Consider the following 13,079-nt stretch of genomic DNA (forward strand, 5'->3'; position numbering starts at 1 on the left):
ATCTCCCTCTCCCAGGTCAGTCGGGGACTCTAGCAGTCTCCGACCGACGTGTTGCCATCCTCACACGGATCCACCGCGCCGATGTCACGACTCCCGCGAGGACGGCGGCGAGGAGGGCCGCCCAGGCGGCGCCCTGCGCGAGGACCCTTCCCTGCGCGACGTCGGGACGGCGTACGTCGCCCTCGAGCCGCACGACCCGCAGGAGCGGTCCGTCGTGGAGCACCCGGCCGGCCACCTCGGGCGAGGAACCGGCGTCCTTCTCGACCACGACCCACCCCACGCCCATGGCCCGCAGGGCCTTCGCGCGGCCTTCGGGGTCGGTGGCCTGGAGGGCCGATGCGGCCTCGCGGACCCTCGGGTCCTCGCCCCGCACCGTCGTCGAGCCGACCACCAGGTCGTCGGAGGCGACGGTGTCGACGGTGAGGAGGCGGCCGAGCGGGTCGAGCACGGGGCGCCGTCCGTTCCACGCCGGCGCTCGATAGCTGCTCCAGGGCAGGAGCGCCGCGTCACCGTGCGATCCGGTGACGACGTGGCGAGCCGCGAGCCACTCGTCGGGGAGGTGTGTGGGCCGCAGCGAGCCGCCGAGGCCCCAGGCGATGTCGGGCAGCACGGCGACCGGCGCGAGGACGACCGCCACGGCCAGCGCCGTCCGCGCCAGCGCCCGGGTGCCGAGTCCGGCCAGCAGGGCGGCCCCCGAGGAGACGACGGCGACGGTGAGCGGCAGGGCGAGGGCCAGCGAGCGGCTGCCGTCCCGCAGGACGGCGAGGCCGGGCACGGCGCGGCCGAGCGCGCCGACGGCGTCGGGCGCGGCCCAGCTCAGCACCGCGATCCCCACGCCAGCCGCCCAGAGGCCGAGGAGGGCGGTGCACTGACCGTGTCGCTCGGTCCGCCACCACCTGCGGGCGCCGAGAGCGGCCAGGCCGACGACGAGGACGACCGCGGCCCAGCCCGCCGGTCCCCCACGGCTCGCAGGCACGGCGTCCGCGTTCCAGATGCCGCCGAGCGTCAGGACCGCCAGGGGTGCGGGCAGGCCGTGGCCCGAGGTGGCGAAGGCGCGGTAGCCCTCCGCGTCCCCGGCGGCCGACGCGTTCGCCAGGCCGGCGACGACCCAGGGCGCGTTCGCCGCGACCACCGTCAGCACGAGCGCCACGGTCACCCGGCGACGTACTCCGCCGGCGAGGGCCGTGGCGAGCAGCACCGCCGCCGACACGAGTCCCGCGCTGGCACTGAGACTGCCGACCACGAGGACCAGCGGGGTCCAGGGAGGGATCCTGCCGGCAGCGGCGACCCGGCGGCCGGCGACCGCGAGCCACGGCACGGCGGCATAGCCGAGCAGCACCGGCCAGTGGCCGATCGAGAGGCGCTCGGCGACGAACGGGCTCCAGACGGCCAGGCTCACCGCGACGAGCCGCTGCACGAGCCCGCCCCGCACGAGCGCCGCGGCGCCGGTGCCGGCGCCGACCAGACTGCCGACGAGCACCAGCTTCTGGACCAGCATGCCGGGCACGATCTCGTCGAGGACCGCGACGACCGCGTCGGACGGCACGGCCCGAGGCAGCGCAGACCCCAGGCCCAGGACGTCGGAGCGCAGCGCCAGGTCCGGCACCCAGACCATGTCGCGCACCAACACGTAGCCGGGGGCGAGCGCGGAGCCCAGCAGCAGCCCCGTGAGCACGACCGCCCAGGAGAGCGGGAGCCAGCGGGTCACGTCGGAGGAGTCTGCCCGACACCGCCGCTCGGAGGCACGGCAAGGCGGGATCGGCCGTCGGACTCCCTTAGGCTCAGCCCTCGTGACCACCGCAGCATCGCCGCCGTCGCGCCTCGGCAGGCTCCTCGACCGAGGCGGCGTCATCGCGATCGCCATCATGGTGATGAACGTGGCCACCTACGCGTTCCAGATGGTCGCCGCACGGCTGATGGGTCCCAACCAGTACGGCAGCCTCGCCAGCCTGCTCGCACTCATGATGATCGTCGCCGTGCTGCAGCTCGGCCTCCAGGCCACCGCCGCCCGCCGGATCGCAGCCAGCCCGGACGACGTGGGCCGCGTCGAGCGCGGCATCCTGCGCCTGGCGTACCGGTCGTCGCTCCTCCTCTGCGGGCTGCTGCTGCTCCTCTCCCCTGCCGTCGAGCGCCTCCTGCGCCTCGACAGCATCTATCCCGCCATCCTCGTCGCGCTCGGCGCCATCCCGATGACCGTCATGGGCGCGCAGGCCGGGATCCTCCAGGGCGAGCGTCGCTGGCGACCGCTCGCGCTGCTCTACCTCGCCGCGGGCGCCCCCCGCTTCGTCATCGGCTTCGCCGCGCTGCTGGTCCGCCCCACCGAGGGCTCGGCGATGGCCGCCGTCGCCCTGTCGAACTTCGCCCCGGTCGTCGTCGGCTGGTTCGCCCTCCGCCACGGCAACCGGGCCGAGGACCCTGAGAGCCTCAAGCCGCTCGTCTCCGAGATCTGGCACGGCTCCTTCGCACTGCTGGCGTTCTTCGCGCTGTCCAACATCGACATCCTCATCGCCCGCAACGTGCTCAGCGACCACAACTCCGGGCTGTACGCCGCCGGCCTGATCCTGACCAAGGCCGTGCTGTTCCTGCCGCAGTTCGTCACGGTCGTCGCGTTCCCGGCCATGTCGGCGACCGACAGCCGCCGGCGCGCGCTACTGGGCAGTCTCGGATTCGTCGCCGGTCTGGGCCTGATCTGCGTCGCGGGTGCGGCCGTCCTCTCGGCCCTCGCCATGGTCTTCGTCGGGGGTCACGCCTACGACGACGTCCAGGGACGTCTCTGGCTCTTCGCGCTGCTCGGCACCCTGCTGTCCTCCCTGCAGCTGCTCGTCTACGCCGTGCTGGCGCGGCAGAGCCGCCGCTCGGCGTACCTCGTGTGGGCGGCCGTCGTGGTCGTCGCCGCGGTCGGCTCCCAGGTGGGCTCCCTCACCGGCCTGGTCGTCCTGGTCTGCGTGACCGACGCGGTCCTGCTGTCGATCCTGCTCACGCACAGCCTGTGGCGGATGAAGGACGACCCCGCACCGGCCCGCTGACCGGGTCGACCGGTCAGTGAGCGGCGTCGAACCAGCTGGCGCCGGTGCCGATCGACACGTCGAGCGGGACCAGCAGGTCGGCGGCGCCGCCCATCTGCTCCCGCACCAGCGCCTCGAGGGCCTCGCGCTCGCCGGAGGCGACCTCGAGCACGAGCTCGTCGTGCACCTGCAGCAGCACCCGTGAGCCGAGCCCCTGCTCGTCGATGGCGCGCTGCAGGTCGAGCATCGCGACCTTGATCAGGTCGGCGGCCGAACCCTGGATGGGGGCGTTGAGCGCCATCCGCTCGGCGGTCTCCCGCCGCTGCCGGTTGTCGCTGGTGAGGTCGGGCAGGTAGCGGCGGCGGCCCATGATCGTCTCGGTGTAGCCGGACTTGCGCGCCTCGTCGACCACGCCGGAGAGGTAGTCGCGTACCCCGCCGAAGGTGAGGAAGTACTCCTCCATCAGGGCGCGCGCCTCACCCGGCTCGATGCCGAGCTGCTGGGAGAGCCCGAACGCCGAGAGGCCGTAGGCCAGGCCGTAGTTCATCGCCTTGATCTTGGCGCGCTGCTCGGGTGAGACGACCTCCACCCCGAAGACCCGCTGAGCGGTGATCGTGTGGAAGTCGCGGCCGGACTTGAACGCGTCGATCAGCAGCTCGTCCTGAGAGAGGTGCGCCATGATGCGCATCTCGATCTGGCTGTAGTCGGCGGTCATCAGGCAGTCGCCTCCGGCCCCGACCACGAAGCCCTGCCGGATCCGGCGGCCCTCCTCGGTCCGGACCGGGATGTTCTGCAGGTTGGGCTCGGTGCTGGAGAGCCGGCCCGTGGCCGCGATCGTCTGGTTGAACGTGGTGTGGATCCGCCCGTCCGGCTGGACGGTCTTGAGCAGCCCCTCGATCGTCACCCGCAGCCGGGTCACGTCGCGGTGGCGCAGCAGGTGGAGCAGGAACGGATGCTCGGTCTTGACGTAGAGCTGCTGCAGCGCGTCGGCGTCGGTCGTCCAGCCCGTCTTGGTGCGCTTGGTCTTGGGCATGTCGAGCTCGTCGAAGAGGACGACCTGCAGCTGCTTGGGCGAGCCGAGGTTGATCTCCTTGCCGATGACCGCGTAGGCCTCCTCGGCCGCCTGCCGCATCTGCGCGGCGAAGTGGCTCTCGAGGGCCTCGAGGTGGTCGGTGTCGACGGCGATGCCCACCTGCTCCATCCGGGCGAGCATCCCCAACAGGGGCTGCTCGATCCCGGTGAGCAGGCGGGTCCCGCCGGCCCGCTCGACCTCGTCGGCCAGCGCGACCGACAGGTCGAGAGCGGCACGGGCGTGCAGCATCGCCGCGGCGGCGGCGTCCTCGACCCCGCCCTCGACGGAGTCGAAGAGGGCCGCCTGGTCGTCGTCGGCCTCGTGCTTGAGCTCGCGCTTGAGGTGGCGCAGGGTCAGGTCGGCCAGGTCGTAGGAGCGCTGGTCGGGCGCGACGAGGTAGGCCGCGAGCGCCGTGTCGGTCGCGAGGCCCTCCAGCCGCCAGCCCTGGGCCTCGATCGCCAGCAGCGGGCCCTTCGCGTCGTGCACGACCTTGGGTCGGGTCGGGTCGGCCAGCCAGCCGGCCAGGGCGTCGTCGTCCTCCGGGCCCAGCGCCGCGGTGTCGACGTAGGCCGCCTGGGACTCCGACGCGAAGCCGACCCCGTCGACGCGACCGGTGCCGGAGCCCCACGTGCCGCGGATGTGGACGCCGACCGGGTCGGTGCCGAGGCCGCTCAGGAAGGCGGCGACCTCGCCCGGGCCGAGCGTGGTCCCGGCCAGCTCGAACCCCGACTCGTCGATCACCACCGCCTCCTGCGGGGCGAGCACGTCCATGATGCGGGTGCGCAGCTCGCCGCGGAACTCCAGCTCGTCGAGCAGCTCGAGCGCGCTCTGGCGGTCCCACTCCTGGCGCGCCGTCGCGGCGGGCGAGAGGTCGAGCGGCAGGTCGCAGACCAGCGCGTTGAGGCGCCGGTTGCGGATCACGTCGCCGAGGTGCGCACGGAGGTTCTCCCCCGCCTTGCCGCTGATCTTGTCGGCGTGGGTGACGACGTTGTCGAGGCCGTCGTAGGTGGCGATCCACTTGGCGGCGGTCTTCGGCCCGACGCCGGGGATGCCCGGCAGGTTGTCGCTGTCCTCGCCGACGAGCGCGGCCAGCTCGGGATAGCGGTGCGGCGGGACGCCGTACTTCCCCTCGACCGCCGCGGGCGTCATCCGGGCGAGGTCCGAGACCCCGCGCATGGGGTAGAGCACCGTGGAACGCTCGGTGACCAGCTGCAGCGAGTCGCGGTCGCCGGTCAGGATCAGCACCTCCATGCCGGCCTCGAGCGCGCGCGTCGTGAGGGTGGCGATGATGTCGTCGGCCTCGTAGCCGGCGAGCGAGAGGTGCGGGATGCGCCAGGCGTCGAGCATCGCCTGGATCAGCGGGAGCTGGCTGGAGAACTCGGTCGGCGTCTTGTTGCGCTTGGCCTTGTATTCCGCGTACTCCTCCAGCCGGAAGGTCTGCCGGGACAGGTCGAAGGCGACCGCGACATGGGTCGGCTGCTCGTCGCGCAGCACGTTGGTGAGCATCGACGTGAAGCCGTAGACGGCGTTGGTGTGCTGGCCGGTGGCCGTCGTGAAGTTCTCCACGGGCAGCGCGAAGAACGCGCGGTAGGCCAGCGAGTGGCCGTCGAGGAGCAGCAGCCGGGGGGTCGATTCAGGCACCTGAGGAGCCTATCGGTCACCGCCGACAGCAGAATGAGCGCATGACCGACGCGAAGACCTCCATCGACGACTACCTCGCCATGCTCCCCGAGGGCATGGGCACCCTCAACGACAAGGTGGGCATCGAGCTCATCGAGGTCTCGGTCGAGAGGCTCGTCGCGACGATGCCCGTGGCGGGCAACACCCAGCCGTTCGGCCTCCTGCACGGCGGCGCGTCGGTCGTCCTGGCCGAGACCCTCGGATCGATCGGGTCCGGCCTGCACGCGTTCGGGATGGGCAAGACGTCGGTCGGCGTCGACATCAACGCCACCCACCACCGCTCCGCGCGGTCGGGCCTCGTCACCGGCGTGGCCACGCCCGTCCACCTGGGCCGCAGCAGCGCGTGCTACGAGGTCGTCATCACCGACGAGCGCGGCAAGCGGGTCTGCACCTCGCGCATCACCTGCGCGCTGGTGCCGCTCCCCGAGAGCTGAGCGCCCGTCGTACGGCGAGCACGCGCTGCGGCCGCCGGTCCTGGGCGCGCTGCAGGGACGGCGCCTGCGCGTTGAGCTTGGCGCGCACGACGTGGGTCGGCGCCATCCGCAGGACGGCGTGCTGCCCCATCGCGAGCCGGGCCAGGAAACGGTTGCCATCGCGCGACATCGGCTGCGCGCCGGTCGTGATGTGGGCGATCCCCCGCTCCTCGGCGAAGAGCAGGGCCGCCTCCATCAGCGCTCGGCCGAGTCCGCGGCGACGGAAGGCCGGGAGCACGTGCGGGTGCAGCACCTGCAGCGCGGGCTCGAGATTGAGGGGCGTCACGGTCGTCATCCGCAGGAAGACGGCACCGGCACGCTCGCCGCCGTACTCGACGACGAGGACGCGCTGCTCGGCCGAGTCCGCCGCCGTCTTGATGATCACCTCGAGATCGGCGACCTGCTCGGAGATGTCGCCACGCCTCACCGAGTCGTGCCACAGCTCGGCCAGGAATCCGGCGTCAGTGACGACTGCCTCCCGCAGCGCCACAGGGATGCGGCTCATGTGTCCATGCCTTTCCAGGTGCACGTCCGGTCGGCCCCCCTCCGCCTCGACTTCCGTCGTCGTCCCAAGCCGACGAAGGTCGAGGCCTGACACTACGGGCCGACGTGTGTCGGCGTACAGACCCCTCCGGGCGACACGACGTGACCGATCGAAGATGGGACACAGGTGGCACGGGTCACTACACTCTGCCGCCATGATCAAGCGCACCCTGCTCGGCGTCGCCGCCGCGGCCACAGCTCTCGCTCTCACCGCCTGCGGATCCTCCGACAGCGGCTCCGACTCGGGCAAGGACTCCGGCTCCGCCTCCGGACTCAAGCTCGTCGACGACGGCACCCTGACCGTCTGCTCGGACGTTCCCTACGCTCCGTTCGAGGACTTCGACAAGAGCAGCCCCTCCGGGTTCAAGGGCTTCGACATCGACATCGACTCCAAGATCGCCGACGCGCTCGGCCTGAAGCTGAAGGTCCTCGACGAGGACTTCGACGGCCTGCAGAGCGGTCTGACGCTCAACGCCGGCACGTGCGACCTCGTCTCCAGCGCGCTCACCATCACCGACGACCGGGCCAAGCACCTCGCGTTCTCCGACGGCTACTACGACTCCAAGCAGTCGCTGCTGGTCCCGGAGGGCTCGTCGATCGCCGCGATCGGCGACCTCAAGGGCAAGAAGGTCGGTGTCCAGAAGGGCACCACCGGCAAGGACTACGCCAACGAGCACGCCAGCGGGGCCAGCGTCGTGGACTTCCCGAGCGACGCCGAGGAGTTCCAGGCGCTGAAGGCCGGTCAGGTCGACGCGCTGCTCCAGGACCTCCCGGTCAACCTGGCCCACGAGCAGGCCGGCGGCTTCAAGGTCGTCGAGACCTACGACACCGGTGAGAAGTACGGCCTCGCCGCCAAGAAGGGCAACGACGCGCTCATCACCGCCGTGAACGACGCGCTGACCAAGATGCGCTCCGACGGCTCGTACGACGAGATCTACAACAAGTACTTCGCGACCAGCTGATCGACCGGCTGATCGTGAAGCGCTCGACCAAGCGACGTCTCCGCCAGGGCGGCCTCTATGCCGTCCTGGCGGCGATCGTCGTCCTCCTCGCCCTCGCGGTCGACTGGGCCAACGTCCGTGCCAACTTCTGGGCCGACGGGCTCGGCAGCAACTGGCACGACCTGATCGTCACCGGCGTCAAGAACACCGCGATCTACACCATCATCGCCTTCGCCCTCGGCCTGGCGCTGGCGCTGTTGCTCGCGCTGATGAAGCTGTCCGACGTGGTCGCCTACCGGTGGATCGCGACGGCCTACATCGAGCTCTTCCGCGGTCTCCCGGCGCTGATCACGATCCTGTTCATGGCCTTCGCGGTGCCGATCGCGTTCCAGTGGCGGCCCCCGGGCGGCACGGCCGGGGCCGGCGTGGTCGGCCTCGTGCTGGTCGCCGGCGCCTACATGGCCGAGACCCTGCGCGCGGGCCTCCAGGCCGTTCCGAAGGGCCAGGCCGAGGCCGCTCGCTCCCTGGGCATGGGGCCGGCCCACACGCTGATCCACATCATCATCCCGCAGGCGTTCCGGATCATCATCCCACCGCTGACCAACGAGTTCGTCCTGCTGATCAAGGACACCTCGTTGCTGTCCATCGTGGGGGCAGCCGTCGGCCAGCGTGAGCTGACCAACGTGACGCGAGACTTCCTCAGCTCGGGCGACACCGCCGGCACCGCCACCAGCCTGATGCAGGCGGCGCTGCTCTACCTGATCATCACCCTTCCCCTGACCCGTCTCGTGGCGTGGCTGGAGAAGCGCCAGCAGAGGGCCCGGTGAGTGCCATGACGACGGCTGCCATCCACGTCAGCGACCTGCACAAGAGCTTCGGGAAGAACGAGGTCCTGAAGGGCATCGACTTCCACGTCGACCCCGGCCAGGTCGTCTGCGTCATCGGCCCCTCCGGCTCGGGCAAGTCGACGCTGCTGCGCTGCGTCAACCGGCTCGAGGAGCCGAGCAGCGGGCAGATCCTCGTCGAGGGCATCGACATCACCGACCCGGAGACGGACCTGGACGACGTCCGCACCCGGATCGGCATGGTCTTCCAGCAGTTCAACCTCTTCCCGCACATGACCGTCCTGCAGAACCTGTGCATCGCACAGCGGACGGTCAAGAGACGCTCGAAGAAGCAGGCGATCGAGATCGCTCGAGCGAATCTCGAGAAGGTCGGCCTGGCCGAGAAGGAGTCGGCCTACCCGGCGCACCTCTCGGGCGGCCAGCAGCAGCGCGTCGCGATCGCCCGGGCGCTGTCGATGGACCCCGACATGATGCTCTTCGACGAGCCGACCTCCGCGCTCGACCCCGAGCTGGTCGGCGACGTCCTCGAGATCATGAAGCAGCTCGCCGCGGAGGGCATGACGATGATGGTCGTCACCCACGAGATGGGCTTCGCCCGTGAGGTCGGGGACAAGCTCGTCTTCATGGACGGCGGCGTCATCGTCGAGGAGGGCGACCCGCGCGTCGTCCTGGCCGACCCGAAGCACGAGCGGACCAAGGCCTTCCTCGCCAAGGTCCTCTGACACGGACAGGACGAAGGCCCCGGTGCGATGCACCGGGGCCTTCGTCGTTCCTCAGCTCAGACGTCGCCGCCGAGGTAGGCGGCCTTGACCGACGCGTCGCCGGCCAGGTCACGACCGGGGCCGGAGCGGATGATCCGGCCCGTCTCCAGGATGTGGGCGGAGTCCGAGCGCTTCAGCGCCTGGGCGGCGTTCTGCTCGACCAGGAGCACCGTGGTGCCCTGGGCCCGGATCTCGTCGATGATGGCGAAGATCTGGGCGATGAGCTTGGGCGCCAGACCCATCGACGGCTCGTCGAGCAGGACGACCTTCGGCCGCGCCATCAGCGCGCGACCCATGGCGAGCATCTGCTGCTCGCCGCCCGACATGGTCCCTGCCATCTGGTTGACCCGCTCGGACAGACGGGGGAACAGGTCGAACACCCGGTCGAGGTCCTGCTGGTAGGCGGGCGTGCGCGTGTCCTTCCGGACGAACGCACCCATGTCGAGGTTCTCCCGCACCGTCATCCCGGGGAAGCAGCCACGCCCCTCGGGCGACTGGCTCAGCCCCATCTTCACCCGCTCGTACGGCGGCAGGTGGGTGATGTCCGTGCCGTCGAACACGATCCGGCCGGCCCGGACCGGTCGCAGTCCCGAGATCGTCTTCAAGGTGGTGGTCTTGCCGGCACCGTTCGCCCCGATCAGGGTCGTGATGGTGCCCTCCTCCACCCCGAAGGAGATGTCGCGGATCGCTTCGATGTGGCCGTAGTTCACACACAGGCCTTCGACCTCAAGAAGCATCTTCGTCCTCCTCAACGCCGAGGTAGGCCGCGATCACGGCCGGGTTGTTCTGGATCTCCTCGGGCGTGCCCTCGGCGATCTTGCGGCCGAACTCGAGCACCACGATCCGGTCGGTGACGCCCATGACCAGTCGCATGTCGTGCTCGATGAGCAGGACGGTGTAGCCCTCGTCGCGCACCCGTCGGATGAGCTCCATGAGCCGCCGCTTCTCGGCCGGGTTGAAGCCGGCCGCGGGCTCGTCGAGGCAGAGCAGCTTGGGGCCGGTCGCCATGGCGCGCGCGATCTCCAGGCGGCGCTGGTCGCCGTAGGACAGGTTCGCGGCGAGCTCGTCGTACCCCGCCGTGACACCGACGATCCTCAGCAGCTCCTTGGCCCGGACCAGCGACGCCCCTTCGGTGCGCCGGTGGCGGGGCGTGCGGAACAGCGCGTCGAAGAAGCCGACCTTGCTGTGCACGTCCGCCCCGACCATCACGTTCTCGAGCACCGTCATCGTCTTGAAGAGTCGGATGTTCTGGAACGTGCGGGCCATGCCGAGCTTGGTGATCTGGTGTCGCTTCATCTTGGCGATCGGCTCACCGTCGAGCCGGACCTGCCCCGAGGTCGCCTGGTAGACGCCGGTCATGACGTTGAAGCACGTCGTCTTGCCGGCGCCGTTGGGACCGATCAGGCCGAGGATCTCGCCCTCGCGGATGTCGAACGACACCGAGTCGAGCGCGGTGAGGCCACCGAACCTGATGGTGACGTCGTCGACCTCCAGCAGCGACTTGCGGGTCGCCGGCTGGGTCTGCTGGACCTCAGACATGAGTGCCCTCCTCTTCCACGTCGCCTTCCTCCAGGGCGTCGATCTCGGCCAGCACGGCCTTGGCGCGCCTGGTCCGTCTCGGCGGTAGCAGCCCCTCGGGCCGGAAGACGGCCAGGGTCGTCAACGCGAGACCGAAGACGAGCAGCCGGTAGTCGGCGAACTCGCGGAACCGCTCCGGCAGGTAGGCGACGAGCGCGCCACCCGCCATCGCGCCCCAGCGGTTGCCCGAGCCACCGACGATGACCGCCGCCACGAACAGCATCGAGAGCAGCAGGGGGAAGCTGTCCGGGCTGATGTAGCCGCCCTGGCCGCTCGCGTAGAACGAGCCGGACAGACCGCCGATGCCGGCGCCGAGGGCGAACGCCATCAGCTTGTACTTGAAGGTGTGGACGCCCATCAGCTCGGCGGCATCCTCGTCCTCCCGGGTCGCCTCCCAGGCCCGGCCGACCTTGCTGGCCTTCACCAGCCGGTCGCCGATCACCACGAGGATCAGAGCCGTCAGCAGGAGCCAGTAGTACGGCGTCGCGTCGGTCGCCCCGAAGATCAGGAAGTGGGTGGGGTGCTCCCGGTCGAGCGACGGGACCACGCCGTTCCAGACGACGCGGGGGATCTCGAACAGGCCGCCCGGGTCGAACGGCGGCTTGGGGGCCGGCCCGATCGAGTTGGGGTGCGGGATGTCCTTGATGCCCGCCGAGGCGCCGAGCCACTCGATGTTCTTGACGCAGATCCGGATGATCTCACCGAATCCGAGCGTCACGATGGCCAGGTAGTCGCCGCGGACGCGCAGCGTCGGCGCACCCAGGATGACGCCGGTGATCATCGTGACGACGATCGCCACCGGGAGGGCCAGGAAGAACGGCCAGCTCCCGTGGTGCGACGTCAGCACACCGGTGGTGTAGGCGCCGGTGGCGTAGAAGCCGACGTAGCCGAGGTCGAGCAGGCCGGCGTAGCCGATGACGATGTTGAGACCCAGGGCGACCAGCGCGAACGCGGCGACCTGGAACATGACACCACCGAAGTCGATCTGGTTGGTGGTGAGCAGCGGCGGACGGAGCAGCGGCAGCGAGTAGAAGAACAGGACCACCACGGCACCGGCCAGGATGCGCACGGCGCGCGGCTGCCGGCCGAACCAGTCGGTGATCTCGTTCCAGCCGTTGCCGATGGGAGCCAGGGCACTACGGAAAGAGGTCATCAGGCACGCGCCTTTCCGAGGGCCTCGCCGAGCAGACCCGACGGGCGCACGAGCAGGATCAGGACCAGCAGCACGAAGGCGACGACGTCCCTCCACTCGCTGCCGAAGACGGCCGCTCCCCAGTTCTCCATGATGCCGAGCAGCAGGCCGCCGAGCAGGGCGCCCCGCAGGTTGCCGATGCCGCCCATGACGGCGGCGGTGAAGGCCTTGACGCCGAGGATGAACCCGGCGTTCTGACGGGTCGAGCCGATCTTCATCATGTAGAGGGTCGCCGCGGCCCCGGCCATCAGGCCGCCGATGAGGAACGTCACCTGCACCACGCGGGTGGAGTTGACGCCCATGAGGGACGCCGACTCCGGGTCCTGGGCGACGGCACGGATGCCGCGGCCGAAGCGGGTGCGGCGGACGAACTGGTCCAGCGCGAACATCATCAGCAGCGCCGCGACGATGATGACGATGTCGACGTCGCTGACCGCGTATCCGCCGATCTCGAAGAGCTTGTGCGGCTGGATGGAGACGGGGTTGGAGTAGACGTCACGCGCGGCACCCGGCGAGACGTAGTTGCTCAGCTTGTGGTCAAGCCCGAACCAGCCCGCGAAGCGGTCACGCAGGCCCATGGCCTCGCTCAGCGCGAACGAGGCGCCGATCGCCGAGATGAGTGCGATCAGCTTCGGGGCGTTCTTCTGGATCAGTGGTCGGTAGGCGACCCGCTCGAGCAGGAGCGCGACCAGCGCCGACACGATCATCGCCGCGACGAACGCGACGAGGAGGATGGGCAGCGCCTTGCCGAGGCTCCAGCTCACGTCGCTGGTGCCGTGCAGCAGCACGAAGATCCAGGCCACAGCGAAGGTCCCGAACATGAAGACCTCGGAGTGGGCGAAGTTGATGAGTTGCAGGACGCCGTACACCATCGTGTAGCCGAGCGCGATCAGCGCGTAGATGGCGCCGAACACGAGGCCGCCGACGGTGAAGCTGGCGAAGTTGTCGAAGCTGCCGAAAAGGGCTCCGAGGTCCAAGAGGGTTCCTCC

General features: G+C 70.3%; 12 protein-coding genes. 5 read left to right on the top strand and 7 right to left on the bottom strand.

The window, feature by feature from the left end; translation table 11 throughout:
• Positions 1 to 16 precede the first annotated feature (16 nt).
• Positions 17 to 1,708, bottom strand: coding sequence for an MmpA family trehalose lipid delivery protein (locus BM236_RS05390; RefSeq protein WP_091121105.1), 1,692 nt, complete (start codon positions 1,706 to 1,708; stop codon positions 17 to 19).
• Positions 1,709 to 1,790: 82 nt separating this feature from the next.
• Here BM236_RS05390 and BM236_RS05395 point away from each other — a divergent pair, with 82 nt between their 5' ends.
• Positions 1,791 to 3,026, top strand: a complete 1,236-nt coding sequence (locus BM236_RS05395; protein WP_245750149.1) for an oligosaccharide flippase family protein — start codon at positions 1,791 to 1,793, stop codon at positions 3,024 to 3,026.
• 13 nt (positions 3,027 to 3,039) lie between these two features.
• Here the strand turns inward: BM236_RS05395 and polA are convergent, their stop codons facing one another.
• Entirely contained in the window at positions 3,040 to 5,718 is a 2,679-nt protein-coding gene (gene polA, locus BM236_RS05400; RefSeq protein WP_091121107.1) for a DNA polymerase I, read from the bottom strand.
• Positions 5,719 to 5,759: 41 nt separating this feature from the next.
• Between polA and BM236_RS05405 the strand changes: the two genes are divergently transcribed.
• Complete coding sequence (locus BM236_RS05405) at positions 5,760 to 6,191, top strand: hotdog fold thioesterase (RefSeq protein WP_091121110.1); 432 nt, start codon at positions 5,760 to 5,762, stop codon at positions 6,189 to 6,191.
• Here BM236_RS05405 and BM236_RS05410 read toward each other — a convergent pair.
• Entirely contained in the window at positions 6,157 to 6,735 is a 579-nt protein-coding gene (locus tag BM236_RS05410; protein ID WP_175507559.1) for a GNAT family N-acetyltransferase, read from the bottom strand. The two genes, BM236_RS05405 and BM236_RS05410, sit on opposite strands and share 35 nt — an antisense overlap.
• A gap of 193 nt (positions 6,736 to 6,928) precedes the next feature.
• Between BM236_RS05410 and BM236_RS05415 the strand changes: the two genes are divergently transcribed.
• The 3 genes from BM236_RS05415 to BM236_RS05425 are packed head-to-tail and all read left to right on the top strand — an operon-like array spanning position 6,929 to position 9,281.
• Positions 6,929 to 7,735 carry an ABC transporter substrate-binding protein gene (locus BM236_RS05415; RefSeq protein WP_091121114.1) on the top strand — a complete coding sequence of 269 codons (807 nt, stop codon included), beginning with the start codon at positions 6,929 to 6,931 and terminating at the stop codon, positions 7,733 to 7,735.
• 14 nt (positions 7,736 to 7,749) lie between these two features.
• Entirely contained in the window at positions 7,750 to 8,541 is a 792-nt protein-coding gene (locus BM236_RS05420) for an amino acid ABC transporter permease (RefSeq protein ID WP_175507560.1), read from the top strand.
• Positions 8,542 to 8,546: 5 nt separating this feature from the next.
• Complete coding sequence (locus BM236_RS05425; RefSeq protein WP_091121118.1) at positions 8,547 to 9,281, top strand: amino acid ABC transporter ATP-binding protein; 735 nt, start codon at positions 8,547 to 8,549, stop codon at positions 9,279 to 9,281.
• Between the two features lie 56 nt (positions 9,282 to 9,337).
• Here BM236_RS05425 and BM236_RS05430 read toward each other — a convergent pair whose 3' ends face one another.
• The 4 genes from BM236_RS05430 to BM236_RS05445 are packed head-to-tail and all read right to left on the bottom strand — an operon-like array spanning position 9,338 to position 13,067.
• On the bottom strand, positions 9,338 to 10,057 hold the full coding sequence (locus tag BM236_RS05430) for an ABC transporter ATP-binding protein (protein WP_091121121.1): 720 nt from the start codon (positions 10,055 to 10,057) through the stop codon (positions 9,338 to 9,340).
• On the bottom strand, positions 10,047 to 10,859 hold the full coding sequence (locus BM236_RS05435; protein ID WP_091121123.1) for an ABC transporter ATP-binding protein: 813 nt from the start codon (positions 10,857 to 10,859) through the stop codon (positions 10,047 to 10,049). Before BM236_RS05435 ends, BM236_RS05430 begins: the two co-directional genes overlap by 11 nt.
• On the bottom strand, positions 10,852 to 12,051 hold the full coding sequence (locus BM236_RS05440; RefSeq protein ID WP_091121125.1) for a branched-chain amino acid ABC transporter permease: 1,200 nt from the start codon (positions 12,049 to 12,051) through the stop codon (positions 10,852 to 10,854). The genes BM236_RS05435 and BM236_RS05440 overlap by 8 nt, the downstream gene beginning before the upstream one ends.
• A complete protein-coding gene (locus BM236_RS05445; protein ID WP_091121129.1) occupies positions 12,051 to 13,067 on the bottom strand; it encodes a branched-chain amino acid ABC transporter permease in 1,017 nt (338 codons plus the stop codon). Before BM236_RS05445 ends, BM236_RS05440 begins: the two co-directional genes overlap by 1 nt.
• Between the last annotated feature and the right edge of the window lie 12 nt (positions 13,068 to 13,079).

Origin of the sequence: Nocardioides terrae (genome assembly GCF_900112345.1) — a bacterium.
Lineage (GTDB): Bacteria > Actinomycetota > Actinomycetes > Propionibacteriales > Nocardioidaceae > Nocardioides > Nocardioides terrae.